Source organism: Shigella sp. FJ200513 (assembly GCF_040495915.1).
Classification (GTDB): Bacteria; Pseudomonadota; Gammaproteobacteria; order Enterobacterales; family Enterobacteriaceae; genus ECMA0423.
Map to the genome: position 1 here is coordinate 24,418 of NZ_JBDYCV010000006.1, position 25,175 is coordinate 49,592.

The 25,175-nt window shown below is 50.7% G+C and carries 22 protein-coding genes, 2 tRNA genes and 1 pseudogene; 20 read left to right on the top strand and 5 right to left on the bottom strand.

The genetic code is table 11. The features are described from left to right. Positions 1 to 131: 131 nt before the first annotated feature. The gene (gene ibaG, locus ABZJ92_RS02575; protein WP_000429656.1) at positions 132 to 386 is read left to right on the top strand and encodes a BolA family iron metabolism protein IbaG; all 255 of its coding nucleotides are present in this window, start codon (positions 132 to 134) and stop codon (positions 384 to 386) included. Between the two features lie 54 nt (positions 387 to 440). Continuing rightward, the gene (gene murA / locus ABZJ92_RS02580; RefSeq protein WP_000357259.1) at positions 441 to 1,700 is read left to right on the top strand and encodes a UDP-N-acetylglucosamine 1-carboxyvinyltransferase; all 1,260 of its coding nucleotides are present in this window, start codon (positions 441 to 443) and stop codon (positions 1,698 to 1,700) included. 47 nt (positions 1,701 to 1,747) lie between these two features. Here the strand turns inward: murA and sfsB are convergent, their stop codons facing one another. Both sfsB and ispB read right to left on the bottom strand, forming a co-directional pair. After that, complete coding sequence (sfsB, locus tag ABZJ92_RS02585; protein WP_000445413.1) at positions 1,748 to 2,026, bottom strand: DNA-binding transcriptional regulator SfsB; 279 nt, start codon at positions 2,024 to 2,026, stop codon at positions 1,748 to 1,750. A gap of 226 nt (positions 2,027 to 2,252) precedes the next feature. After that, entirely contained in the window at positions 2,253 to 3,224 is a 972-nt protein-coding gene (gene ispB, locus ABZJ92_RS02590) for an octaprenyl diphosphate synthase (protein ID WP_001047336.1), read from the bottom strand. A 257-nt stretch (positions 3,225 to 3,481) separates the two neighbouring features. On the opposite strand from ispB, the gene rplU reads away from it, so the two are divergent. The 4 genes from rplU (at position 3,482) to cgtA (ending at position 6,351) form a co-directional block, all read left to right on the top strand. Next, positions 3,482 to 3,793 (top strand): 50S ribosomal protein L21, encoded by a 312-nt coding sequence (rplU, locus tag ABZJ92_RS02595; RefSeq protein WP_000271401.1) that lies wholly within the window; start codon positions 3,482 to 3,484, stop codon positions 3,791 to 3,793. A gap of 20 nt (positions 3,794 to 3,813) precedes the next feature. Further along, entirely contained in the window at positions 3,814 to 4,071 is a 258-nt protein-coding gene (rpmA, locus tag ABZJ92_RS02600; RefSeq protein WP_000940595.1) for a 50S ribosomal protein L27, read from the top strand. A gap of 126 nt (positions 4,072 to 4,197) precedes the next feature. Continuing rightward, a complete protein-coding gene (locus ABZJ92_RS02605) occupies positions 4,198 to 5,163 on the top strand; it encodes a DMT family transporter (protein WP_000813037.1) in 966 nt (321 codons plus the stop codon). Between the two features lie 15 nt (positions 5,164 to 5,178). After that, positions 5,179 to 6,351, top strand: coding sequence for an Obg family GTPase CgtA (gene cgtA, locus ABZJ92_RS02610; RefSeq protein WP_000673561.1), 1,173 nt, complete (start codon positions 5,179 to 5,181; stop codon positions 6,349 to 6,351). 185 nt (positions 6,352 to 6,536) lie between these two features. Here the strand turns inward: cgtA and dacB are convergent, their stop codons facing one another. Further along, positions 6,537 to 7,970: a serine-type D-Ala-D-Ala carboxypeptidase gene (gene dacB, locus ABZJ92_RS02620; protein WP_001212661.1), complete on the bottom strand. Its 1,434-nt coding sequence runs from the start codon at positions 7,968 to 7,970 to the stop codon at positions 6,537 to 6,539. Positions 7,971 to 8,217: 247 nt separating this feature from the next. On the opposite strand from dacB, the gene greA reads away from it, so the two are divergent. Then, positions 8,218 to 8,694, top strand: coding sequence for a transcription elongation factor GreA (gene greA, locus ABZJ92_RS02625; protein ID WP_001148001.1), 477 nt, complete (start codon positions 8,218 to 8,220; stop codon positions 8,692 to 8,694). Positions 8,695 to 8,849: 155 nt separating this feature from the next. Here the strand turns inward: greA and yhbY are convergent, their stop codons facing one another. After that, the gene (gene yhbY, locus ABZJ92_RS02630) at positions 8,850 to 9,143 is read right to left on the bottom strand and encodes a ribosome assembly RNA-binding protein YhbY (RefSeq protein ID WP_001054420.1); all 294 of its coding nucleotides are present in this window, start codon (positions 9,141 to 9,143) and stop codon (positions 8,850 to 8,852) included. A gap of 125 nt (positions 9,144 to 9,268) precedes the next feature. Here yhbY and rlmE point away from each other — a divergent pair, with 125 nt between their 5' ends. The 7 genes and pseudogenes from rlmE (at position 9,269) to ABZJ92_RS02665 (ending at position 16,946) form a co-directional block, all read left to right on the top strand. Continuing rightward, on the top strand, positions 9,269 to 9,898 hold the full coding sequence (rlmE, locus tag ABZJ92_RS02635; RefSeq protein WP_000145975.1) for a 23S rRNA (uridine(2552)-2'-O)-methyltransferase RlmE: 630 nt from the start codon (positions 9,269 to 9,271) through the stop codon (positions 9,896 to 9,898). 99 nt (positions 9,899 to 9,997) lie between these two features. Further along, entirely contained in the window at positions 9,998 to 11,932 is a 1,935-nt protein-coding gene (ftsH, locus tag ABZJ92_RS02640; protein ID WP_001107467.1) for an ATP-dependent zinc metalloprotease FtsH, read from the top strand. Between the two features lie 89 nt (positions 11,933 to 12,021). Next, positions 12,022 to 12,870: a dihydropteroate synthase gene (gene folP / locus ABZJ92_RS02645; RefSeq protein ID WP_000764731.1), complete on the top strand. Its 849-nt coding sequence runs from the start codon at positions 12,022 to 12,024 to the stop codon at positions 12,868 to 12,870. After that, positions 12,863 to 14,200 carry a phosphoglucosamine mutase gene (gene glmM / locus ABZJ92_RS02650; protein ID WP_000071134.1) on the top strand — a complete coding sequence of 446 codons (1,338 nt, stop codon included), beginning with the start codon at positions 12,863 to 12,865 and terminating at the stop codon, positions 14,198 to 14,200. Before folP ends, glmM begins: the two co-directional genes overlap by 8 nt. Before the next feature lie 227 nt (positions 14,201 to 14,427). Beyond that, complete coding sequence (gene secG / locus ABZJ92_RS02655) at positions 14,428 to 14,760, top strand: preprotein translocase subunit SecG (protein ID WP_005050778.1); 333 nt, start codon at positions 14,428 to 14,430, stop codon at positions 14,758 to 14,760. 14 nt (positions 14,761 to 14,774) lie between these two features. Next, positions 14,775 to 14,861, top strand: a tRNA-Leu gene (locus ABZJ92_RS02660). Between the two features lie 458 nt (positions 14,862 to 15,319). After that, a pseudogene (locus ABZJ92_RS02665) lies at positions 15,320 to 16,946 on the top strand (phosphoethanolamine transferase). 7 nt (positions 16,947 to 16,953) lie between these two features. Here ABZJ92_RS02665 and argG read toward each other — a convergent pair. Beyond that, complete coding sequence (gene argG / locus ABZJ92_RS02670) at positions 16,954 to 18,297, bottom strand: argininosuccinate synthase (protein WP_000207682.1); 1,344 nt, start codon at positions 18,295 to 18,297, stop codon at positions 16,954 to 16,956. A 347-nt stretch (positions 18,298 to 18,644) separates the two neighbouring features. On the opposite strand from argG, the gene ABZJ92_RS02675 reads away from it, so the two are divergent. The 6 genes from ABZJ92_RS02675 (at position 18,645) to truB (ending at position 25,077) form a co-directional block, all read left to right on the top strand. Continuing rightward, positions 18,645 to 18,721 (top strand) — tRNA-Met (locus ABZJ92_RS02675). A 206-nt stretch (positions 18,722 to 18,927) separates the two neighbouring features. Further along, entirely contained in the window at positions 18,928 to 19,380 is a 453-nt protein-coding gene (gene rimP, locus ABZJ92_RS02680; RefSeq protein WP_001300397.1) for a ribosome maturation factor RimP, read from the top strand. Between the two features lie 27 nt (positions 19,381 to 19,407). Continuing rightward, positions 19,408 to 20,895 (top strand): transcription termination factor NusA, encoded by a 1,488-nt coding sequence (gene nusA / locus ABZJ92_RS02685; protein ID WP_001031057.1) that lies wholly within the window; start codon positions 19,408 to 19,410, stop codon positions 20,893 to 20,895. A 24-nt stretch (positions 20,896 to 20,919) separates the two neighbouring features. Next, positions 20,920 to 23,568, top strand: coding sequence for a translation initiation factor IF-2 (infB, locus tag ABZJ92_RS02690; RefSeq protein ID WP_000133055.1), 2,649 nt, complete (start codon positions 20,920 to 20,922; stop codon positions 23,566 to 23,568). A 163-nt stretch (positions 23,569 to 23,731) separates the two neighbouring features. Beyond that, positions 23,732 to 24,133 (top strand): 30S ribosome-binding factor RbfA, encoded by a 402-nt coding sequence (gene rbfA, locus ABZJ92_RS02695; RefSeq protein WP_001040205.1) that lies wholly within the window; start codon positions 23,732 to 23,734, stop codon positions 24,131 to 24,133. Next, positions 24,133 to 25,077: a tRNA pseudouridine(55) synthase TruB gene (gene truB / locus ABZJ92_RS02700; protein WP_000089695.1), complete on the top strand. Its 945-nt coding sequence runs from the start codon at positions 24,133 to 24,135 to the stop codon at positions 25,075 to 25,077. Before rbfA ends, truB begins: the two co-directional genes overlap by 1 nt. The last annotated feature ends 98 nt before the right edge of the window (positions 25,078 to 25,175 follow it).

Below are 25,175 nucleotides of genomic sequence, written 5' to 3' on the forward strand. Positions count from 1 at the left end.
CGCCTGTCCGGCAAACCTGCCTGCAAGTCGAGCCTTGTCTGATTTATCAGCGAGGCTTTTTGCTTATTTATGCCAGCGCAACTTTGCTCTAAGATGTTTCGCTGGTTTATTAACTGATGATTGAAGATCCCATGGAAAATAATGAAATTCAGAGCGTGTTGATGAACGCTCTCTCCCTCCAGGAAGTCCACGTTTCCGGCGATGGCAGCCACTTTCAGGTTATTGCCGTGGGTGAGTTGTTTGACGGTATGAGTCGGGTTAAAAAACAGCAGACGGTCTATGGCCCGCTGATGGAATATATTGCGGATAACCGCATTCATGCTGTGTCGATCAAAGCGTATACCCCTGCGGAGTGGGCGCGCGATCGCAAACTGAACGGCTTTTGAGCTATGGGCGATTCGCCGGTAGCGGATATGAATTGTTAACTGAGAACAAACTAAATGGATAAATTTCGTGTTCAGGGGCCAACGAAGCTCCAGGGCGAAGTCACAATTTCCGGCGCTAAAAATGCTGCTCTGCCTATTCTTTTTGCCGCACTACTGGCGGAAGAACCGGTAGAGATCCAGAACGTCCCGAAACTGAAAGACGTCGATACATCAATGAAACTGCTAAGCCAGCTGGGTGCGAAAGTAGAACGTAATGGTTCTGTGCATATTGATGCCCGCGACGTTAATGTATTCTGCGCACCTTACGATCTGGTTAAAACCATGCGTGCTTCTATCTGGGCGCTGGGGCCGCTGGTAGCGCGCTTTGGTCAGGGGCAAGTTTCACTACCTGGCGGTTGTACGATCGGTGCGCGTCCGGTTGATCTACACATTTCTGGCCTCGAACAATTAGGCGCGACCATCAAACTGGAAGAAGGTTACGTTAAAGCTTCCGTCGATGGTCGTCTGAAAGGCGCACATATCGTGATGGATAAAGTCAGCGTTGGCGCAACGGTGACCATCATGTGTGCTGCAACCCTGGCGGAAGGCACCACGATTATTGAAAACGCAGCGCGTGAACCGGAAATCGTCGATACCGCGAACTTCCTGATTACGCTGGGTGCGAAAATTAGCGGTCAGGGCACCGATCGTATCGTCATCGAAGGTGTGGAACGTTTAGGCGGCGGTGTCTATCGCGTGCTGCCGGATCGTATCGAAACCGGTACTTTCCTGGTGGCGGCGGCGATCTCTCGTGGCAAAATTATCTGCCGTAACGCGCAGCCAGATACTCTGGACGCCGTGCTGGCGAAACTGCGTGATGCTGGAGCGGACATCGAAGTCGGCGAAGACTGGATTAGCCTGGATATGCATGGCAAACGTCCGAAGGCTGTTAACGTACGTACCGCGCCGCATCCGGCATTCCCGACCGATATGCAGGCCCAGTTCACGCTGTTGAACCTGGTGGCTGAAGGGACCGGGTTCATCACCGAAACGGTCTTTGAAAACCGCTTTATGCATGTGCCAGAGCTGAGCCGTATGGGCGCGCACGCCGAAATCGAAAGCAATACCGTTATTTGTCATGGTGTTGAAAAACTTTCTGGTGCACAGGTTATGGCAACCGATCTGCGTGCATCAGCAAGCCTGGTGCTGGCTGGCTGTATTGCGGAAGGGACGACGGTGGTTGATCGTATTTATCACATCGATCGTGGCTACGAACGCATTGAAGACAAACTGCGCGCTTTAGGTGCAAATATTGAGCGTGTGAAAGGCGAGTAATCGTCTGAGAGCTGGCAGCCCCGTTCGCGGGGCTACCGCCAGACCACTCATTTTTTCGGTTTAGTGTAGCTACGCATCAACTGCGTTCTGTCGATAAACTCATGGGTCTGCGGATCATGGTAGCGTGATGGCCAGATAACCCAGGGGTCAGTTCCCAGGGCTTTCGCAATAATCATCTCTCCTTTCGGCCATGGGCGCGATAATGCGTTTGCCAGCGTTGAGGAACTCAAACCATTTCTGCGAGATTCCGCCGCCATTGACGTTCCTTTCTTGCGCAAACCTGCAATGATGTCAGCGGGATGCCAGTCAATGAAATTACTTTCCATCTTTCCTCACTCCTTAAGTTAGTCGCTTTCATTCAGAACACTTCTTCTGTCGGGCATCACTATACTCCTGATGGTCTATTGCGCTAAAAAGTTCCTGTAAAGAGTGTGAATATTCAGAATATATAAAGATTCATCGCCCTTTTTTCAGGTGTTATAGCGCTGAATTAGTGTTTTTATGGAATTTACTGGAATCATCCCGCGCACTGCGCGGGATGAAGGGAGGGGATTAACGATCGCGTTGAACAGCGATGTGCGCGAGGCCGATGAGTGCTTCTCGCCAAGGGGTGTCCGGGAGCACCTGTAACGCTGCGATGGCTTTGTCTGCTTCTTCCTCGGCGCGCTGACGCGTCCATTCAAGAGATCCACAAGCGTTCATTGCTTCCAGAACCGGTTCCAGAAGATGGCGACCGTTACCTTGTTCGATGGCGGTACGGATCATCTGTGCCTGTTCTGGTGTGCCATGATGCATCGCATGCAGCAGCGGCAGCGTCGGTTTACCTTCGTTCAGATCGTCGCCGACGTTTTTACCTAACTGTTCGCCATCGGCATTGTAATCGAGTAAATCGTCGATCAACTGGAAAGCAGTGCCGAGATAGCGCCCATAATCCTGCAGGCCTTTCTCCTCCTCCGGCGTACAGCCAGCCAGAATCCCGGAACACTGCGCGGCAGCCTCAAACAGACGCGCGGTTTTGCTATAGATAACGCGCATGTAGTTTTCTTCAGTGATGTCCGGATCGTTAACGTTCATCAGTTGCAGAACTTCACCTTCTGCGATGACGTTTACAGCTTCTGACATGACTTCCAGCACTTTGAGTGAACCGAGGCTGGTCATCATCTGGAACGCGCGGGTATAAATAAAATCGCCTACCAGCACGCTGGCGGCATTGCCAAATGCGGCGTTGGCGGTAGCTTTACCCCTGCGCATATCTGATTCATCCACAACGTCGTCGTGTAGCAGAGTCGCCGTGTGGATAAACTCGATCAGGGCAGCAATGGTGACATGCGCATTTCCCTCATAGCCAACAGCTCGTGCAGCCAGTACAGCAATCATCGGACGAATACGTTTACCGCCGCCGCTGACGATGTAATAGCCTAACTGATTGATCAGTTGGACGTCGGAATTAAGCTGCTCAAGGATTGCCGCATTAACACCCGCCATATCTTGCGCGGTTAACTCATTGATTTTTTCTAAATTCATCGCAAAAGCCGGGCTTTTCGCCCCGATTACCTTACTGTGAACAAAGGCAACTTAGGGTTTATGGTTAGGAATATAGGGTAATTGTACTGAAAAAATGGCACAGATAAACGTTACCGTACAAGTTGTGTTTTTTTCTTCGTGTATTGACTGTAGCACTTGTCAAAGGCGTGCGTTTTGCGTAATATTCGCGCCCTATTGTGAATATTTATAGCGCACTCTGAATCATTGAAAAGGTGTGCGCGGAAGCGGAGTTTTATATGTACGCGGTTTTCCAAAGTGGTGGTAAACAACACCGAGTAAGCGAAGGTCAGACCGTTCGCCTGGAAAAGCTGGACATCGCAACTGGCGAAACTGTTGAGTTCGCTGAAGTGCTGATGATCGCAAACGGTGAAGAAGTCAAAATCGGCGTTCCTTTCGTTGATGGCGGCGTAATCAAAGCTGAAGTTGTTGCTCACGGTCGTGGCGAGAAAGTTAAAATCGTTAAGTTTCGTCGTCGTAAACACTATCGTAAGCAGCAGGGCCATCGTCAGTGGTTCACTGATGTGAAAATTACTGGCATCAGCGCCTAAGACCTGAGGAGAGATTTCAAATGGCACATAAAAAGGCTGGCGGCTCCACACGTAACGGTCGCGATTCAGAAGCTAAACGCTTGGGCGTTAAGCGTTTCGGTGGCGAATCCGTTCTGGCGGGTAGCATCATCGTTCGTCAACGTGGTACCAAATTCCACGCTGGCGCTAACGTAGGTTGCGGTCGTGACCACACTCTGTTTGCTAAAGCAGACGGTAAAGTGAAATTCGAAGTTAAAGGCCCGAAAAACCGTAAATTTATCAGCATCGAAGCTGAATAAGTTTTTCGCGTCCCGGTAACGGATGAAAGCCCCGCAACACGTTGCGGGGCTTTTTACATTCGATAACCGGTAAAAATGCGCATGGTGCGACGTTAATCCGCAAATGCGCTTTGCAGGGAATACGGTATGAAGCAGCAGGCAGGCATTGGCATTCTTTTGGCGCTTACCACAGCAATTTGCTGGGGGGCGTTGCCAATCGCAATGAAGCAGGTGCTGGAGGTGATGGAACCTCCGACAATCGTGTTTTACCGTTTCTTGATGGCGAGTATTGGCCTTGGTGCCATTCTTGCGGTGAAGAAGAGGTTGCCGCCATTACGCGTGTTTCGTAAGCCACGCTGGTTGATTTTGTTGGCAGTGGCGACCGCCGGGCTGTTTGGGAACTTCATCCTGTTCAGCTCATCCTTGCAATACCTGAGTCCGACCGCTTCGCAGGTGATTGGGCAACTCTCGCCAGTTGGCATGATGGTTGCCAGCGTATTTATCCTGAAAGAGAAAATGCGCAGCACTCAGGTTGTAGGGGCATTGATGCTCCTGAGCGGTCTGGTGATGTTTTTTAACACCAGTCTGGTCGAGATATTTACAAAGCTCACCGATTACACCTGGGGAGTTATCTTTGGGGTCGGTGCGGCGACGGTTTGGGTGAGTTATGGCGTGGCGCAAAAGGTTTTATTGCGTCGGCTGGCCTCACCGCAGATCCTGTTTTTACTGTACACTTTATGTACAATCGCGCTCTTCCCTCTGGCAAAGCCTGGAGTGATAGCGCAGCTTAGCCACTGGCAGCTCGCATGTTTAATTTTTTGCGGACTGAATACCTTGGTAGGATATGGCGCCTTGGCGGAAGCGATGGCTCGCTGGCAGGCAGCGCAGGTGAGCGCGATCATCACGCTCACCCCACTGTTTACGCTGTTTTTTTCAGATCTTTTATCACTGGCCTGGCCCGATTTCTTCGCCAGACCGATGTTAAACCTTTTAGGTTATCTCGGTGCGTTTGTCGTGGTTGCGGGCGCGATGTATTCCGCCATTGGTCATCGTATTTGGGGCGGATTACGTAAGCATACAACGGTGGTATCGCAACCCCGCGCAGGCGAATGATTTACGGAGAATAAAATGAAGTTTGTTGATGAAGCATCGATTCTGGTCGTTGCAGGTGATGGCGGTAATGGTTGCGTGAGCTTCCGCCGCGAAAAGTATATTCCGAAAGGCGGCCCGGATGGCGGCGACGGCGGTGATGGTGGTGACGTATGGATGGAAGCCGACGAGAACCTGAACACGCTTATCGATTATCGTTTTGAAAAATCTTTCCGTGCAGAGCGCGGTCAGAACGGCGCAAGCCGCGATTGTACCGGTAAGCGCGGTAAAGACGTGACGATTAAAGTGCCGGTAGGTACGCGTGTAATCGACCAGGGTACTGGTGAAACCATGGGTGATATGACTAAACACGGTCAGCGTCTGCTGGTTGCTAAGGGCGGCTGGCACGGTCTGGGCAATACCCGTTTCAAATCGTCAGTTAACCGTACACCACGGCAGAAAACTAACGGTACGCCGGGCGATAAGCGTGAGCTGCTGCTGGAGCTGATGCTGCTGGCTGACGTCGGTATGTTGGGGATGCCAAACGCGGGTAAATCGACCTTTATTCGTGCGGTATCGGCGGCTAAACCGAAAGTGGCGGATTATCCGTTTACCACTCTGGTGCCAAGTCTGGGTGTGGTACGAATGGACAACGAAAAGAGCTTCGTTGTTGCCGATATTCCAGGACTGATTGAAGGCGCTGCGGAAGGCGCAGGTCTGGGCATTCGCTTCCTGAAGCACCTGGAACGTTGCCGCGTCCTGTTGCACCTCATCGATATCGATCCGATTGACGGCACCGATCCGGTTGAAAACGCGCGTATTATTATCAGCGAGCTGGAAAAATACAGCCAGGATCTGGCGGCGAAACCGCGTTGGTTAGTCTTCAACAAGATCGATCTGCTGGATAAGGCAGAAGCCGAAGAGAAAGCGAAAGCGATCGCTGAAGCGCTGGGCTGGGAAGATAAATATTATCTGATCTCTGCGGCGAGCGGACTGGGCGTGAAAGATCTCTGCTGGGATGTGATGACCTTTATCATTGAAAACCCGGTCGTGCAGGCTGAAGAAGCGAAACAGCCAGAGAAAGTCGAATTCATGTGGGATGATTATCACCGTCAGCAGCTTGAAGAGATTGCTGAAGAGGATGATGAAGACTGGGATGACGACTGGGACGAAGACGACGAAGAAGGCGTTGAGTTCATTTACAAGCGTTAATCACTAATGACCAATGCCAAATAAGCCTGATGCGCTACACTTATCAGGCCTACAAGATGATTGCAATATATTGAATTTGCACGATTTTGTAGGCCGGATAAGGCGTTCACGCCGCATCCGGCATAAACAAAGCGCACTTTGTCAATAATCTGAAACCCCGGCCATGCGCCGGGGTTTCTTTTTGACTAATTGTTCTGATAAATATCTTTGTACAAACGGCTTTCAAAACGCACTAACGGAATACGGCGATTACGCTGATCCGCGGGTTTTACTGCATAGCCAGAAAGATATTGTACAAATGCCATTCGTTGCCCGCTCGCTGTGGTAATGAATCCCGCCAGGTTATATACCCCCTGCAACGAACCGGTTTTCGCTGAGACTTTGCCATCCACGCCCGCCTGATGCAGACCTGCACGGTACTGCAAAGAGCCGTCATAGCCCGCAAGCGGCAGCATGGAGATAAAGTTAAGTTCATTGTCGTGTTGGGCAATGTATTGCAGCACCTGCATCATGGTGGCGGGGGCAATCAGGTTATGCCGCGAAAGCCCTGAACCATCGGCAATAATGGTGTTACCAATATCGACACCGGCTTGCTGGCGCAGGATCTGACGCACGGCGTCCGACCCAGCCCGCCATGTTCCAGGCACATTGAAGCGCGCATGGCCGATCATGCGGAAAACCGTATCGGCGATCATGTTGTCCGACTTTTTCAGCATAATCTTAAGCAGATCGTGCAGCGGGGCCGACTGTTTACTGGCAACTACCGTTCCAGGTTCGTTAACCTGAGTCTGGCGCAGCAGTGTTCCGCTCCAGGTGATACCCGCCTGTTTTAACTCATCTTTCAGAATTGCACCGGCATAGCTGGCTCCATCCTGCACGGCAAAAGCCAACGGGAGCGGCTCAGAACGTTGTGGCAGGCATCCCGTCAGCGTAAAGCGGTTCAGGTCGCTTGGCACCACATCCAGTTCGCAGTATTGCGCTTCGGCAGAACCACGGGGGAGGGTGCGTACCTGGCTGAACATCGTAACGGGGTAATAAGATGCCACGCGTATAAAAGCCATATCACCAGGCTTTGGGGCACTGTAGAGCGAGACGGAGAAACAGTTGCGGTCAACTATGGCGGCAGCAGGCGGAGCGCTAAAGCATTGTGTCATGTCATTCCATGGCCAGCCGGGGGCTTTATCGTGGCTGGCGAAAATGGAGGTATCTATCAACACATTGCCATCGATTTGGTTGACGCCAGATTTTTTCAAAGTCGCGACCATATTGCGAATATCCTGACGTTTTAACGTCGGATCGGCACCAAATCGCGCCACTAAGTCACCCTTAAGTACGCCGTTTTCCACATTGCCTTTGGTTTCAAGCGTCGTGGTGAAACGAAAATCGGGGCCGAGTTGAATCAACGCCGCCAGCGCAGTAATCACTTTCTGGGTACTGGCGGGCAGCGCCATCTGCTGACTGTGGTAATCAATAGCGGGGGCCGACGCACCGACTTTTTGCACCATCAGGGCAAGGTTGGCACCTGCGGGGAGTTGAGTAACGTACTCATCAACATTCGCGGCCTGAACACTGAACGCTATACAGCTGGTCAATCCGATGATAAATCTGGAAAATCGCATAATCTCGCGCTAACAACCTGGAATCGAGCCGTCATACTACGGCGCAACGCCCTATAAAGTAAACGATGACCCTTCGGGAACTTCAGGGTAAAATGACCATCAAAATGTGAATTGTAGCTGACCTGGGACTTGTACCCGGGTCGGTATTTTTTTGCTTCTGGTCCCGGTGAGGAGTTATGCCGGGCAGGCCGAACAGCCGGGGTGGGTGAAGACTTGCCCCATCAGGAATATTCAAGAGGTATAACAAATGCAAGCTATTCCGATGACCTTACGCGGCGCTGAAAAATTACGCGAAGAGCTGGATTTTCTGAAATCTGTGCGCCGTCCTGAAATCATTGCTGCTATCGCGGAAGCGCGTGAGCATGGCGACCTGAAAGAAAACGCCGAATACCACGCAGCTCGTGAACAGCAGGGCTTCTGCGAAGGCCGTATCAAAGACATCGAAGCCAAGCTGTCAAACGCGCAGGTGATTGATGTCACCAAAATGCCCAACAATGGGCGCGTTATTTTTGGTGCTACCGTAACGGTGCTGAATCTGGATTCTGACGAAGAACAGACTTATCGCATCGTTGGCGATGACGAAGCTGACTTTAAACAAAACCTGATTTCTGTAAACTCGCCTATTGCTCGTGGCCTGATCGGCAAAGAAGAAGATGATGTTGTGGTCATCAAAACGCCGGGCGGCGAAGTAGAATTTGAAGTAATTAAGGTGGAATACCTGTAAGAATTACCCAATACTCAAGATGTTGATGTATTGTAAAGAAAGGAAAAAGGCCGCTCTGCGGCCTTTTATCAACGAACAGAGCGTGGCATTTTGCTCTCCTGCCTGCGGAAAACCCCTCGTTTTACACAGCAAATGTGTGTAACTTTAGGATAATCTTAGCGTGGCAGCGAGATTTTACGTTCTTTAGTTGGGCGATAAAGCACCAGCGTTTTACCGATGACCTGTACATTACAGGCGCCGGTTTCGCGCACGATAGCTTCCACGATCAAGGTTTTTGTTTCGCGATCTTCGGTGGCGATTTTCACCTTGATGAGTTCATGGTGCTCTAACGCTTGTTCAATCTCGGCCAGCACCCCTTCGGTCAAACCATTACTGCCAAGCAGAACAACTGGCTTGAGCGGATGTGCCAGACCTTTCAGGTGCTGTTTTTGTTTAGTACTCAGATTCATCGTATTTTTTGCTTACGTTGGGATTGAAAACGGGTCATTCTACCGCCATCTCCCATATATCACCAAATAGGCGCGTAAAAATTTACGCAATTGGTTACGATGAGTTATCCCCATGGGAAAGTTAAATGACAGGTAAGAAGCGTTCTGCCAGCTCCAGCCGCTGGCTTCAGGAACACTTTAGCGATAAATATGTTCAACAGGCACAGAAAAAGGGATTACGTTCCCGTGCCTGGTTTAAACTTGATGAAATACAGCAAAGTGACAAACTCTTTAAACCGGGAATGACGGTTGTCGACCTTGGTGCTGCTCCGGGTGGTTGGTCACAATATGTGGTCACCCAAATTGGCGGCAAAGGCCGCATCATCGCTTGCGATCTTTTACCTATGGATCCTATCGTTGGTGTGGACTTTCTTCAGGGCGATTTTCGTGATGAACTGGTGATGAAAGCACTGCTGGAGCGCGTTGGCGACAGCAAAGTCCAGGTTGTCATGTCCGATATGGCACCAAACATGAGCGGAACACCGGCGGTGGATATCCCCCGAGCCATGTATCTGGTGGAACTGGCGCTAGAAATGTGTCGTGATGTATTAGCGCCAGGTGGCAGTTTTGTAGTGAAGGTGTTCCAGGGCGAAGGTTTCGATGAGTATCTAAGGGAAATTCGCTCCCTGTTTACGAAGGTCAAAGTTCGTAAGCCGGACTCTTCTCGTGCACGTTCGCGAGAAGTGTATATTGTAGCGACCGGGCGTAAACCCTAACCGGGAGATTTCAGACGAAAGTTTGAAAGATGCTGGATATAGAGTATCCTGACGCTGTTTTTAACACAGTTGTAATAAGAGGTTAATCCCTTGAGTGACATGGCGAAAAACCTAATACTCTGGCTGGTCATTGCCGTTGTGCTGATGTCAGTATTCCAGAGCTTTGGGCCCAGCGAGTCTAATGGCCGTAAGGTGGATTACTCTACCTTCCTACAAGAGGTCAATAACGACCAGGTTCGTGAAGCGCGTATCAACGGACGTGAAATCAACGTTACCAAGAAAGATAGTAACCGTTATACCACTTACATTCCGGTTCAGGATCCGAAATTACTGGATAACCTGTTGACCAAGAACGTCAAGGTTGTCGGTGAACCGCCTGAAGAACCAAGCCTGCTGGCTTCTATCTTCATCTCCTGGTTCCCGATGCTGTTGCTGATTGGTGTCTGGATCTTCTTCATGCGTCAAATGCAGGGCGGCGGTGGCAAAGGTGCCATGTCGTTTGGTAAGAGCAAAGCGCGCATGCTGACGGAAGATCAGATCAAAACGACCTTTGCTGACGTTGCGGGCTGCGACGAAGCAAAAGAAGAAGTTGCTGAACTGGTAGAGTATCTGCGCGAGCCGAGCCGCTTCCAGAAACTCGGCGGTAAGATCCCGAAAGGCGTCCTGATGGTCGGTCCTCCGGGTACCGGTAAAACGTTGCTGGCGAAAGCGATTGCAGGCGAAGCGAAAGTTCCGTTCTTTACTATCTCCGGTTCTGACTTCGTAGAAATGTTCGTCGGTGTGGGTGCATCCCGTGTTCGTGACATGTTCGAACAGGCGAAGAAAGCGGCACCGTGCATCATCTTTATCGATGAAATCGACGCCGTAGGCCGCCAGCGTGGCGCTGGTCTGGGCGGTGGTCACGATGAACGTGAACAGACTCTGAACCAGATGCTGGTTGAGATGGATGGCTTCGAAGGTAACGAAGGTATCATCGTTATCGCCGCGACTAACCGTCCGGACGTTCTCGACCCGGCCCTGCTGCGTCCTGGCCGTTTCGACCGCCAGGTTGTGGTCGGCTTGCCAGATGTTCGCGGTCGTGAGCAGATCCTGAAAGTTCACATGCGTCGCGTACCATTGGCACCCGATATCGACGCGGCAATCATTGCTCGTGGTACTCCTGGTTTCTCCGGTGCTGACCTGGCGAACCTGGTGAACGAAGCGGCACTGTTCGCTGCTCGTGGCAACAAACGCGTTGTGTCGATGGTTGAGTTCGAGAAAGCGAAAGACAAAATCATGATGGGTGCGGAACGTCGCTCCATGGTGATGACGGAAGCGCAGAAAGAATCAACGGCTTACCACGAAGCGGGTCATGCGATTATCGGTCGCCTGGTGCCGGAACACGATCCGGTGCATAAAGTGACGATTATCCCACGCGGTCGTGCGCTGGGTGTGACTTTCTTCTTGCCTGAGGGCGACGCAATCAGCGCCAGCCGTCAGAAACTGGAAAGCCAGATTTCTACGCTGTACGGTGGTCGTCTGGCAGAAGAGATCATCTACGGGCCGGAACATGTTTCTACCGGTGCGTCCAACGATATTAAAGTTGCGACCAACCTGGCACGTAACATGGTGACTCAGTGGGGCTTCTCTGAGAAATTGGGTCCACTGCTGTACGCGGAAGAAGAAGGTGAAGTATTCCTCGGCCGTAGCGTAGCGAAAGCGAAACATATGTCCGATGAAACTGCACGTATCATCGACCAGGAAGTGAAAGCACTGATTGAGCGTAACTATAATCGTGCGCGTCAGCTTCTGACCGACAATATGGATATTCTGCATGCGATGAAAGATGCTCTCATGAAATATGAGACTATCGACGCACCGCAGATTGATGACCTGATGGCACGTCGCGATGTACGTCCGCCAGCGGGCTGGGAAGAACCAGGCGCTTCTAACAATTCTGGCGACAATGGTAGTCCAAAGGCTCCTCGTCCGGTTGATGAACCGCGTACGCCGAACCCGGGTAACACCATGTCAGAGCAGTTAGGCGACAAGTAAGTTCCCGCATCAGATGACTGTATTTGTACCGAAAACCCCGGGGCGTGCTCCGGGGTTTTTTCTTATCAATTCATACCAGGGATAACATAATGAAACTCTTTGCCCAGGGTACTTCACTGGACCTTAGCCATCCTCACGTAATGGGGATCCTCAACGTCACGCCTGATTCCTTTTCGGATGGTGGCACGCATAACTCGCTGATAGATGCGGTGAAACATGCGAATCTGATGATCAATGCTGGCGCGACGATCATTGACGTTGGTGGCGAGTCCACGCGCCCAGGGGCGGCGGAAGTTAGCGTTGAAGAAGAGTTGCAACGTGTTATTCCTGTGGTTGAGGCAATTGCTCAACGCTTCGAAGTCTGGATCTCGGTCGATACATCCAAACCAGAAGTCATCCGTGAGTCAGCGAAAGTTGGCGCTCACATTATTAATGATATCCGCTCCCTTTCCGAACCTGGCGCTCTGGAGGCGGCTGCAGAAACCGGTTTACCGGTTTGTCTGATGCATATGCAGGGAAATCCAAAAACCATGCAGGAAGCTCCGAAGTATGACGATGTCTTTGCAGAAGTGAATCGCTACTTTATTGAGCAAATAGCACGTTGCGAGCAGGCGGGTATCGCAAAAGAGAAATTGTTGCTCGACCCCGGATTCGGTTTCGGTAAAAATCTCTCCCATAACTATTCATTACTGGCGCGCCTGGCTGAATTTCACCATTTCAACCTGCCGCTGTTGGTGGGTATGTCACGAAAATCGATGATTGGGCAGCTGCTGAACGTGGGGCCGTCCGAGCGCCTGAGCGGTAGTCTGGCCTGTGCGGTCATTGCCGCAATGCAAGGCGCGCACATCATTCGTGTTCATGACGTCAAAGAAACCGTAGAAGCGATGCGGGTGGTGGAAGCCACTCTGTCTGCAAAGGAAAACAAACGCTATGAGTAATCGTAAATATTTCGGTACCGATGGGATTCGTGGTCGTGTAGGGGATGCGCCGATCACACCTGATTTTGTGCTTAAGCTGGGTTGGGCCGCGGGTAAAGTGCTGGCGCGCCACGGCTCCCGTAAGATTATTATTGGTAAAGACACGCGTATTTCTGGCTATATGCTGGAGTCAGCACTGGAAGCGGGTCTGGCGGCAGCGGGCCTTTCCGCACTCTTCACTGGCCCGATGCCAACACCGGCCGTGGCTTATCTGACGCGTACCTTCCGCGCAGAGGCCGGAATTGTGATATCTGCATCGCATAACCCGTTCTACGATAATGGGATTAAATTCTTCTCTATCGACGGCACTAAACTGCCGGATGCGGTAGAAGAGGCCATCGAAGCGGAAATGGAAAAGGAGATCAGCTGCGTTGATTCGGCTGAACTGGGTAAAGCCAGCCGTATCGTTGATGCCGCGGGTCGCTATATCGAGTTTTGCAAAGCCACGTTCCCGAACGAACTTAGCCTCAGTGAACTGAAGATTGTGGTGGATTGTGCAAACGGTGCGACTTATCACATCGCGCCGAACGTGCTGCGCGAACTGGGGGCGAACGTTATCGCTATCGGTTGTGAGCCAAACGGTGTAAACATCAATGCCGAAGTGGGGGCTACCGACGTTCGCGCGCTCCAGGCTCGTGTGCTGGCTGAAAAAGCGGATCTCGGTATTGCCTTCGACGGCGACGGCGATCGCGTGATTATGGTTGACCATGAAGGCAATAAAGTCGATGGCGATCAGATCATGTATATCATCGCGCGTGAAGGTCTTCGTCAGGGCCAGCTGCGTGGTGGTGCTGTGGGTACATTGATGAGCAACATGGGGCTTGAACTGGCGCTGAAACAGTTAGGAATTCCATTTGCGCGCGCGAAAGTGGGTGACCGCTACGTACTGGAAAAAATGCAGGAGAAAGGCTGGCGTATCGGTGCAGAGAATTCCGGTCATGTGATCCTGCTGGATAAAACCACTACCGGTGACGGCATCGTTGCTGGCTTGCAGGTGCTGGCGGCGATGGCACGTAACCATATGAGCCTGCACGACCTTTGCAGCGGCATGAAAATGTTCCCGCAGATTCTGGTTAACGTACGTTACACCGCAGGTAGCGGCGATCCGCTTGAGCATGAGTCAGTTAAAGCCGTGACCGCAGAGGTTGAAGCTGCGCTGGGCAACCGTGGACGCGTGTTGCTGCGTAAATCCGGCACCGAACCGTTAATTCGCGTGATGGTGGAAGGCGAAGACGAAGCGCAGGTGACTGAATTTGCACACCGCATCGCCGATGCAGTAAAAGCCGTTTAAAGCGTTAGATAACTGGCTAAAAAGGCGGCGATTGTCGCCTTTTTTCTCGGCGAACACATCGGTTTTGCTGTTTTTTTCCGCAGTTGATACAATGCGATAAAATTGCCCTTGCGAAGGTCATTCGTTTTGGTTAGTATTCACACCCGCTTCAGTGGGAAAGATTAAAAACTCCCGCTTTATTGGTTGAAGCATTGGTACGCGGCAACTCCGCAAGGAACAGGTTGATTATGTACGAAGCTCTTTTAGTAGTTTTCCTTATTGTGGCAATTGGCCTTGTTGGTCTGATCATGCTGCAGCAAGGTAAAGGCGCTGATATGGGAGCCTCCTTCGGAGCAGGCGCTTCCGCTACGCTGTTTGGTTCAAGTGGTTCTGGTAACTTCATGACCCGCATGACGGCGCTGCTGGCAACGTTATTCTTCATCATCAGTCTGGTGCTGGGTAACATCAATAGCAACAAAACCAATAGAGGTAGCGAATGGGAAAATCTGAGTGCACCGGCGAAAACCGAACAAACTCAGCCAGCTGCTCCGGCTAAGCCGACCAGCGATATCCCGAACTAAAAAGTAGTATCCGTGCCGAGGTGGTGGAATTGGTAGACACGCTACCTTGAGGTGGTAGTGCCCAATAGGGCTTACGGGTTCAAGTCCCGTCCTCGGTACCAAATTCCAGAAAAGAGACGCTGAAAAGCGTCTCTTTTCGTTTTGGTCCTGGTCTGATGAATGGTTGTCAGGTATCTGTATCTCGTCCAGTTGCTTTACTCGTAGCTGGTACCTTGAAACGATGGTGCCGGTACGCCTTAGTTATAAACTTTTCCCTACTGCTGACATAATTGGCACTTTATTGTGTCAACTCCAGTTCCGGTACGAATACGGATATGTTTACTTCTCGATAAACCATCCTGCTCCTGTCAGTATAACTACTGATGGCTACGTTCTGCGTAATGTTTAGAGACGCATTGATAATGTTATTTAATTACTGAGAACGCAATGGTCGCATCATTTAAAAAGAAAAAACTAACAGTGTTTCGGTCTGATATGGATCAGAGTTGAAAAACATGTCTGATATAAAATTGAACATTGTTGATAATTGTTTATATTGGTTGTGAACTTGGATTTCTGGATGACAGTATTCAACAAATTTGCTAGAAGATTTTAAATCTCATTGGTTGTTGTATCTTTGTGTTATTGTTTTTGGTATTACGAACTTAGTCGCCTCTTCCGGAGCGCATATGGTTCAGCGATTGCTGTTCTTCGTCCTGACCATCCTGGTTGTTAAACGTATATCATCCCTTCCGCTTCGCCTGCTTGTTGCCGCACCATTTGTGTTACTGACTGCGGCAGACATGAGTATTAGCCTCTATTCATGGTGTACCTTTGGTACAACTTTCAATGATGGATTTGCGATTAGTGTGCTGCAGAGTGATCCGGATGAAGTTGTGAAAATGCTGGGGATGTATATCCCTTATCTATGTGCTTTTGCTTTTTTATCCCTTCTTTTTTTGGCAGTAATAATAAAATATGATGTTTCCTTGCCGACAAAAAAAGTGACAGGAATATTATTGCTGATTGTCATTTCGGGCAGTTTATTTTCCGCTTGTCAATTTGCTTATAAAGATGCAAAAAATAAAAAAGCGTTCAGTCCATATATACTAGCGTCGTGATTTGCTACCTATACGCCGTTTTTCAATCTCAACTATTTTGCTTTAGCAGCGAAAGCGCATCAAAGATTACTCTCAATTGCAAACACGGTGCCGTATTTTCAATTATCAGTCAGGGATACAAGTATTGATACCTACGTGTTGATTGTGGGGGAGTCTGTACGTGTCGACAATATGTCTTTGTATGGATATACACGCTCTACGACACCGCAAGTTGAAGCACAAAGAAAACAGATCAAACTGTTTAATCAAGCAATAAGCGGCGCACCTTACACTGCGCTGTCGGTTCCCCTTTCTTTAACTGCTGATTCTGTTTTGAGTCATGACATTCATAATTACCCCGACAACATTATTAATATGGCTAATCAAGCAGGATTTCAGACTTTCTGGCTAAGCTCGCAATCCGCTTTTCGGCAGAATGGTACAGCAGTTACCAGTATCGCCATGCGCGCCATGGAAACAGTTTATGTCAGAGGATTTGATGAATTGTTGTTGCCGCATTTATCGCAAGCATTACAGCAAAATACGCAGCAAAAGAAACTGATTGTTCTTCATTTAAATGGAAGCCATGAACCGGCTTGTAGCGCCTATCCGCAATCCAGCGCCGTGTTTCAACCGCAGGACGATCAGGATGCCTGCTATGACAACTCCATTCATTACACAGATAGTTTGCTAGGTCAGGTTTTTGAATTATTAAAAGATCGCCGCGCCTCGGTCATGTATTTTGCCGACCACGGCCTGGAACGTGACCCTACGAAGAAGAACGTCTATTTTCATGGAGGCAGGGAGGCTAGCCAGCAGGCATATCATGTCCCGATGTTTATCTGGTATAGCCCCGTTCTTGGGGATGGCGTGGATCGCACAACGGAAAACAATATCTTTTCGACAGCTTACAATAATTACCTTATTAATGCGTGGATGGGGGTAACAAAGCCGGAACAGCCGCAAACGCTTGAGGAAGTGATTGCACACTATAAAGGAGACTCACGGGTTGTGGATGCAAACCATGATGTTTTCGATTATGTGATGCTCAGAAAGGAGTTTACAGAGGATAAGCAAGGTAACCCCACCCCTGAAGGGCAGGGTTGATGTCGAATTACTGGCCTTTGTTTTCCATATTCTCCACCTGCGGCAGGCCTGAAGTGGCAGAGGAGGAAAGCAGGCCAGTTTTGGCATAACCAAAAAGTTTCTCTCGGGTATCAGTGATATCCAGATTACGCATGGTCAATTGACCAATACGATCATCTGGCGAGAACACCGAGTCGCCTTTTTCCATCGTCAGACGCTCTGGCTTGTAGGTCAGGTTCTCTGAGACGGTATTCAGGATTGAATAATCGTTCCCACGGCGCAGCTCCAGGGTAACTTCACCAGTGATCTGGCTGGCAACCCAGCGTTGCAGAGAGTCACGCAGCATCAGCGCCTGGGAGTCAAACCAACGCCCCTGGTACAGCAGACGGCCCAACTGACGACCATGCGCGTGATACTGCTCAATGGTGTCTTCGTTGTGAATACCGGTCAACAGACGTTCATACGCAATGTGCAGCAGTGCCATCCCCGGAGCTTCGTAAATACCACGGCTTTTCGCTTCGATGATACGGTTCTCAATCTGGTCGCTCATGCCCAGGCCGTGACGACCGCCGATGCGGTTAGCTTCCAGCATCATTTCTACGTCGTCGCTAAAGGTTTTACCGTTCAGCGCCACCGGATGACCTTGCTCAAAGCGTACTGTGACTTCTTCTGCCGGGATCTTCACGCTCTCATCCCAGAATTTCACGCCCATAATCGGGTTGACGATTTTGACGCTGGAGTTGAGGTATTCCAGATCCTTCGCTTCATGCGTTGCACCAAGCATGTTGGAGTCTGTGGAGTAGGCTTTTTCGACAGACATTTTGTAGTCGAAACCGCAGGCAATCATAAATTCAGACATCTCATGACGGCCGCCCAGTTCATCAATAAAGTCAGTATCAAGCCACGGTTTGTAAATCTGCAGTTCAGCATTGGTCAGCAGACCATAACGATAGAAACGTTCGATATCGTTTCCTTTATAGGTGCTACCGTCACCCCAGATATTCACGCCATCTTCTTTCATCGCAGCAACCAGCATGGTACCAGTCACGGCGCGGCCCAGCGGCGTCGTGTTGAAATAGGTCAGGCCGCCGGTGGTGTTATGAAATGCGCCACACTGAATAGCGGCAATACCTTCGGCCACCAGTTGTTTGCGGCAGTCGATCAGACGTGCGTTCTCCGCGCCGTATTCCATGGCACGACGAGGGATCGCATCATAATCCTCTTCGTCTGGCTGGCCCAGGTTTGCAGTATATGCATAAGGAACCGCTCCCTTTTGTCGCATCCACAGCAGTGCGGCACTGGTGTCCAGACCGCCGGAAAAAGCGATACCAATACGTTGACCTACCGGGAGATGCTTGAGAATCGTCGTCATAAAATAACACCCTGCTTAATTAACTGATGATGAGCCTGGATTTCCGCTCTCACTGAATTTTTATGCAAAATAAATGAGTTTTCATTTAATCATCTTTTATCGGAGACAGGAAGAGTTTAGTGTGTTTTTTGTAAAATAATGCGCTTAAGGGAGAGCAGGGGAAGGCAAAAGTATTCAACAAATGAAAGTGAACTGGATATTCATTCACGTGATTAGCAATAAACGTTGACAAAATGTGGCATGGATCACTATAATGCCTGCAGATTTTACGTCCCGTCTCGGTACACCAAATCCCAGCAGTATTTGCATTTTTTACCCAAAACGAGTAGAATTTGCCACGTTTCAGGCGCGGGGTGGAGCAGCCTGGTAGCTCGTCGGGCTCATAACCCGAAGGTCGTCGGTTCAAATCCGGCCCCCGCAACCACTTTCCCTTAGAGTCCTTTTTCAAATATACTGTGAAGACTTCGGCCTTCGTAGTGGGATTTGAAAAAATCCTTCTGGAAAGTGCTCCAGACCGCAGTTGCGGTTATAGGGTTCAGTTATATAAAGCCCCGATTTATCGGGGTTTTTTGTTATCTGACTACAGAATAACTGGGCTTTAGGCCCTTTTTTTATGTCTTGGGGGTGGGCTTGTCCACATTAGAGCAAAAATTAACAGAGATGATTACTGCGCCAGTTGAGGCCCTGGGTTTTGAACTGGTAGGCATCGAATTTATTCGCGGTCGCACATCCACACTGCGCATCTATATTGATAGTGAAGATGGCATCAATGTTGATGATTGTGCTGATGTGAGCCACCAGGTAAGTGCTGTGCTGGATGTTGAAGATCCCATCACCGTTGCTTATAACCTGGAAGTCTCCTCACCGGGTCTCGATCGCCCACTGTTCACGGCTGAACACTACGCCCGTTTTGTCGGAGAAGAGGTGACTCTGGTTCTCCGTATGGCGGTACAAAACCGTCGTAAATGGCAGGGCGTTATCAAAGCGGTAGACGGTGAAATGATCACAGTTACCGTCGAAGGTAAAGATGAAGTGTTCGCGCTGAGTAATATCCAGAAGGCGAACCTGGTTCCCCACTTTTAATAGTCTGGATGAGGTGAAAAGCCCGCGATGAACAAAGAAATTTTGGCTGTAGTTGAAGCCGTATCCAATGAAAAGGCGCTACCTCGCGAGAAGATTTTCGAAGCATTGGAAAGCGCGCTGGCGACAGCAACAAAGAAAAAATATGAGCAAGAGATCGACGTCCGTGTACAGATCGATCGCAAAAGCGGTGATTTTGACACCTTCCGTCGCTGGTTAGTTGTTGATGAAGTCACCCAGCCGACCAAGGAAATCACCCTTGAAGCCGCACGTTATGAAGATGAAAGCCTGAACTTGGGCGATTACGTTGAAGATCAGATTGAGTCTGTTACCTTTGACCGTATCACCACCCAGACGGCAAAACAGGTTATCGTGCAGAAAGTGCGTGAAGCCGAACGTGCGATGGTGGTTGATCAGTTCCGTGAACACGAAGGTGAAATCATCACCGGCGTGGTGAAAAAAGTAAACCGCGACAACATCTCTCTGGATCTGGGCAACAACGCTGAAGCCGTGATCCTGCGCGAAGATATGCTGCCGCGTGAAAACTTCCGCCCTGGCGACCGCGTTCGTGGCGTGCTTTATTCCGTTCGCCCGGAAGCGCGTGGCGCGCAACTGTTCGTCACTCGTTCCAAGCCGGAAATGCTGATCGAACTGTTCCGTATTGAAGTGCCGGAAATCGGCGAAGAAGTGATTGAAATTAAAGCAGCGGCTCGCGACCCGGGTTCTCGTGCGAAAATCGCGGTGAAAACCAACGATAAACGTATCGATCCGGTAGGTGCTTGCGTAGGTATGCGTGGCGCGCGTGTTCAGGCGGTTTCTACTGAACTGGGCGGCGAGCGTATCGATATCGTCCTGTGGGATGATAACCCGGCGCAGTTTGTGATTAACGCAATGGCACCGGCAGACGTTGCTTCTATCGTGGTGGATGAAGATAAACACACCATGGATATCGCCGTTGAAGCTGGTAACCTGGCGCAGGCGATTGGCCGTAACGGTCAGAACGTGCGTCTGGCTTCGCAGCTGAGCGGTTGGGAACTCAACGTAATGACCGTTGACGACCTGCAGGCTAAGCATCAGGCGGAAGCGCACGCAGCGATCGACACCTTCACCAAATATCTCGACATCGACGAAGACTTCGCGACTGTTCTGGTAGAAGAAGGTTTCTCGACGCTGGAAGAACTGGCCTATGTGCCGATGAAAGAGCTGTTGGAAATCGAAGGCCTTGATGAGCCGACCGTTGAAGCACTGCGCGAGCGTGCTAAAAATGCACTGGCCACCATTGCACAGGCCCAGGAAGAAAGCCTCGGTGATAACAAACCGGCTGACGATCTGCTGAACCTTGAAGGGGTAGATCGTGATTTGGCATTCAAACTGGCCGCCCGTGGCGTTTGTACGCTGGAAGATCTCGCCGAACAGGGCATTGATGATCTGGCTGATATCGAAGGGTTGACCGACGAAAAAGCCGGAGCACTGATTATGGCTGCCCGTAATATTTGCTGGTTCGGTGACGAAGCGTAATAAACTGTAGCAGGAAGGAACAGCATGACAGATGTAACGATTAAAACGCTGGCCGCAGAGCGACAGACCTCCGTGGAACGCCTGGTACAGCAATTTGCTGATGCAGGTATCCGGAAGTCTGCTGACGACTCTGTGTCTGCACAAGAGAAACAGACTTTGATTGACCACCTGAATCAGAAAAATTCAGGCCCGGACAAATTGACGCTGCAACGTAAAACACGCAGCACCCTTAACATTCCTGGTACCGGTGGAAAAAGCAAATCGGTACAAATCGAAGTCCGCAAGAAACGCACCTTTGTGAAACGCGATCCGCAAGAGGCTGAACGCCTTGCAGCGGAAGAGCAAGCCCGTCGTGAGGCAGAAGAATCGGCTAAACGCGAGGCGCAACAAAAAGCTGAACGTGAGGCCGCAGAACAAGCTAAGCGTGAAGCTGCTGAACAAGCGAAACGTGAAGCTGCGGAAAAAGACAAAGTGAGCAATCAACAAGACGATATGACTAAAAACGCCCAGGCTGAAAAAGCCCGCCGTGAGCAGGAAGCTGCAGAGCTCAAGCGTAAAGCTGAAGAAGAAGCGCGTCGTAAACTCGAAGAAGAAGCACGTCGCGTTGCTGAAGAAGCACGTCGTATGGCGGAAGAAAACAAATGGACTGATAACGCGGAACCGACTGAAGATTCCAGCGATTATCACGTCACTACTTCTCAACATGCTCGCCAGGCAGAAGACGAAAGCGATCGTGAAGTCGAAGGCGGCCGTGGCCGTGGTCGTAACGCGAAAGCAGCGCGTCCGAAGAAAGGCAACAAACACGCTGAATCAAAAGCTGATCGTGAAGAAGCACGCGCAGCAGTACGTGGCGGTAAAGGCGGAAAACGTAAAGGTTCTTCGCTGCAGCAAGGCTTCCAGAAGCCTGCTCAGGCCGTTAACCGTGACGTTGTGATCGGCGAAACTATCACCGTTGGCGAACTGGCGAACAAGATGGCGGTTAAAGGCTCTCAGGTCATCAAAGCGATGATGAAACTGGGCGCAATGGCAACCATCAACCAGGTTATCGATCAGGAAACCGCACAGCTGGTTGCTGAAGAGATGGGCCATAAAGTTATCCTGCGTCGTGAAAACGAGCTGGAAGAGGCGGTAATGAGCGACCGTGACACGGGTGCTGCGGCTGAACCGCGCGCGCCGGTTGTGACCATCATGGGTCACGTTGACCACGGTAAAACCTCTCTGCTGGACTACATTCGTTCAACGAAAGTGGCCTCTGGCGAAGCGGGCGGCATTACCCAGCACATTGGTGCATACCACGTTGAAACTGAAAACGGCATGATCACCTTCCTGGACACCCCGGGGCACGCCGCGTTTACTTCAATGCGTGCTCGTGGTGCGCAGGCAACGGACATCGTAGTCCTGGTTGTTGCTGCCGACGACGGCGTAATGCCGCAGACGATCGAAGCAATCCAGCACGCGAAAGCGGCGCAGGTTCCGGTGGTCGTTGCAGTGAACAAGATCGATAAACCAGAAGCCGATCCGGATCGCGTTAAGAACGAACTCTCCCAGTACGGCATCCTGCCGGAAGAGTGGGGCGGTGAAAGCCAGTTCGTACATGTGTCTGCGAAAGCGGGTACTGGTATCGATGAACTGCTGGACGCTATCCTGCTGCAGGCGGAAGTTCTGGAGCTGAAAGCGGTACGTAAAGGTATGGCGAGCGGTGCGGTTATCGAATCCTTCCTCGATAAAGGTCGTGGTCCGGTTGCTACCGTTCTGGTACGTGAAGGTACTCTGCACAAGGGCGATATCGTTCTGTGTGGCTTCGAATACGGTCGTGTTCGTGCGATGCGTAACGAACTGGGTCAGGAAGTGCTGGAAGCGGGTCCGTCCATTCCGGTGGAAATCCTCGGCCTGTCCGGCGTACCGGCTGCGGGTGATGAAGTTACCGTTGTACGTGACGAGAAGAAAGCGCGTGAAGTTGCACTGTATCGTCAGGGTAAATTCCGCGAAGTTAAACTGGCGCGTCAGCAGAAATCTAAACTCGAGAACATGTTCGCCAACATGACCGAAGGCGAAGTTCACGAAGTGAACATCGTCCTGAAGGCAGACGTACAGGGTTCTGTGGAAGCGATCTCCGACTCCTTGCTGAAACTGTCTACTGACGAAGTTAAAGTGAAGATCATCGGTTCTGGCGTAGGTGGTATCACCGAAACCGACGCCACCCTGGCTGCGGCGTCCAACGCCATCCTGGTTGGCTTCAACGTACGTGCTGATGCCTCTGCACGTAAAGTGATTGAAGCGGAAAGCCTGGATCTGCGTTACTACTCCGTCATCTATAACCTGATTGACGAAGTGAAAGCGGCGATGAGCGGTATGCTGTCTCCGGAACTGAAACAGCAGATTATCGGTCTGGCGGAAGTTCGTGACGTGTTCAAATCGCCGAAATTTGGTGCCATCGCAGGCTGTATGGTTACCGAAGGTGTGGTTAAACGTCACAACCCGATCCGCGTTCTGCGTGACAACGTGGTTATCTACGAAGGCGAGCTGGAGTCCCTGCGCCGCTTCAAAGATGACGTTAACGAAGTCCGTAACGGTATGGAATGTGGTATCGGCGTTAAGAACTACAACGACGTCCGCACTGGCGATGTGATCGAAGTATTCGAAATCATCGAGATCCAACGTACCATCGCTTAAGGTTTTTAGGGTTCCATGCGGGATAAGGCGTTTACGCCGCATCCGGCATGGATTGCCTGATGTGACGCTGGCGCGTCTTATCAGGCCAACGTGAACAGCCCTTCCACCTGAAATTAATTTTAAAAAGGGGCTAACAGCCCCTTTTTTGTCAGGAGAATTTATTATGGCGAAAGAATTTGGTCGCCCGCAGCGCGTAGCGCAGGAAATGCAAAAAGAGATCGCTCTCATCCTGCAGCGTGAAATTAAAGATCCTCGCCTGGGCATGATGACCACCGTTTCCGGTGTCGAAATGTCTCGCGACCTGGCGTATGCCAAAGTATATGTGACGTTCCTCAACGACAAAGATGAAGACGCGGTTAAAGCGGGCATCAAAGCGTTGCAAGAAGCTTCTGGTTTCATCCGCAGCCTGCTGGGGAAAGCGATGCGCCTGCGTATCGTGCCGGAACTGACCTTCTTCTACGACAACTCTCTGGTTGAAGGGATGCGCATGTCAAACCTGGTGACCAGCGTGGTCAAACATGACGAAGAACGTCGTGTTAACCCGGACGACAGCAAGGAGGACTAATGAGTCGTCCTCGTCGTCGCGGTCGCGACATTAACGGCGTTTTGTTGCTGGATAAACCGCAGGGTATGTCCAGCAATGATGCGCTGCAAAAAGTGAAACGGATTTATAACGCCAACCGTGCCGGGCATACCGGTGCGCTGGACCCGCTGGCAACTGGCATGTTGCCAATTTGCCTCGGGGAAGCGACGAAGTTTTCCCAGTATCTGCTGGACTCCGACAAACGCTATCGGGTCATTGCGCGTCTTGGACAGCGTACCGATACTTCTGATGCCGACGGACAAATCGTTGAAGAACGTCCGGTAACCTTTAGCGCAGAGCAACTGGCGGCGGCGCTGGATACTTTCCGTGGCGATATCGAACAGATCCCTTCGATGTATTCAGCACTGAAATATCAGGGTAAAAAACTGTACGAATATGCGCGTCAGGGCATTGAAGTACCGCGTGAAGCGCGCCCGATTACCGTTTATGAATTGCTGTTTATTCGCCACGAAGGCAATGAGCTGGAGCTGGAAATTCACTGCTCAAAAGGCACTTATATCCGCACCATCATTGATGACCTGGGTGAAAAACTCGGTTGTGGCGCGCATGTTATTTACCTGCGTCGTCTGGCGGTAAGTAAATATCCGGTTGAACGGATTGTGACCCTGGAACATCTGCGTGAACTGGTCGAACAAGCCGAACAGCAGGATATTCCGGCTGCGGAGTTACTTGATCCATTACTGATGCCAATGGACAGTCCAGCTTCGGACTACCCGGTGGTGAATCTTCCGTTAACGTCTTCTGTTTACTTCAAAAATGGTAACCCAGTTCGTACATCCGGTGCGCCGCTGGAAGGACTGGTTCGCGTTACAGAAGGTGAGAACGGCAAATTTATCGGTATGGGCGAAATTGACGATGAAGGCCGCGTTGCGCCTCGTCGCCTGGTGGTTGAATACCCGGCGTAATGTTAACCGTCTTGCGATAACAGGTCGCTACGAGTAGAATACTGCCGCTTAACGTCGCGTAAATTGTTTAACACTTTGCGTAACGTACACTGGGATCG

Bases quoted from the DNA above. Each gene is read 5' to 3' on its own strand.
- rpmA (WP_000940595.1), top strand. From the start codon at position 3,814: ATGGCACATAAAAAGGCTGGCGGCTCCACACGTAACGGTCGCGATTCA.
- murA (WP_000357259.1), top strand. From the start codon at position 441: ATGGATAAATTTCGTGTTCAGGGGCCAACGAAGCTCCAGGGCGAAGTC.
- glmM (WP_000071134.1), top strand. From the start codon at position 12,863: ATGAGTAATCGTAAATATTTCGGTACCGATGGGATTCGTGGTCGTGTA.
- folP (WP_000764731.1), top strand. From the start codon at position 12,022: ATGAAACTCTTTGCCCAGGGTACTTCACTGGACCTTAGCCATCCTCAC.
- greA (WP_001148001.1), top strand. From the start codon at position 8,218: ATGCAAGCTATTCCGATGACCTTACGCGGCGCTGAAAAATTACGCGAA.
- truB (WP_000089695.1), top strand. From the start codon at position 24,133: ATGAGTCGTCCTCGTCGTCGCGGTCGCGACATTAACGGCGTTTTGTTG.
- infB (WP_000133055.1), top strand. From the start codon at position 20,920: ATGACAGATGTAACGATTAAAACGCTGGCCGCAGAGCGACAGACCTCC.
- ftsH (WP_001107467.1), top strand. From the start codon at position 9,998: ATGGCGAAAAACCTAATACTCTGGCTGGTCATTGCCGTTGTGCTGATG.
- rlmE (WP_000145975.1), top strand. From the start codon at position 9,269: ATGACAGGTAAGAAGCGTTCTGCCAGCTCCAGCCGCTGGCTTCAGGAA.
- ibaG (WP_000429656.1), top strand. From the start codon at position 132: ATGGAAAATAATGAAATTCAGAGCGTGTTGATGAACGCTCTCTCCCTC.
- cgtA (WP_000673561.1), top strand. From the start codon at position 5,179: ATGAAGTTTGTTGATGAAGCATCGATTCTGGTCGTTGCAGGTGATGGC.
- secG (WP_005050778.1), top strand. From the start codon at position 14,428: ATGTACGAAGCTCTTTTAGTAGTTTTCCTTATTGTGGCAATTGGCCTT.
- rplU (WP_000271401.1), top strand. From the start codon at position 3,482: ATGTACGCGGTTTTCCAAAGTGGTGGTAAACAACACCGAGTAAGCGAA.
- ABZJ92_RS02605 (WP_000813037.1), top strand. From the start codon at position 4,198: ATGAAGCAGCAGGCAGGCATTGGCATTCTTTTGGCGCTTACCACAGCA.
- sfsB (WP_000445413.1), bottom strand. From the start codon at position 2,026: ATGGAAAGTAATTTCATTGACTGGCATCCCGCTGACATCATTGCAGGT.
- rbfA (WP_001040205.1), top strand. From the start codon at position 23,732: ATGGCGAAAGAATTTGGTCGCCCGCAGCGCGTAGCGCAGGAAATGCAA.
- ispB (WP_001047336.1), bottom strand. From the start codon at position 3,224: ATGAATTTAGAAAAAATCAATGAGTTAACCGCGCAAGATATGGCGGGT.
- argG (WP_000207682.1), bottom strand. From the start codon at position 18,297: ATGACGACGATTCTCAAGCATCTCCCGGTAGGTCAACGTATTGGTATC.
- dacB (WP_001212661.1), bottom strand. From the start codon at position 7,970: ATGCGATTTTCCAGATTTATCATCGGATTGACCAGCTGTATAGCGTTC.
- yhbY (WP_001054420.1), bottom strand. From the start codon at position 9,143: ATGAATCTGAGTACTAAACAAAAACAGCACCTGAAAGGTCTGGCACAT.
- nusA (WP_001031057.1), top strand. From the start codon at position 19,408: ATGAACAAAGAAATTTTGGCTGTAGTTGAAGCCGTATCCAATGAAAAG.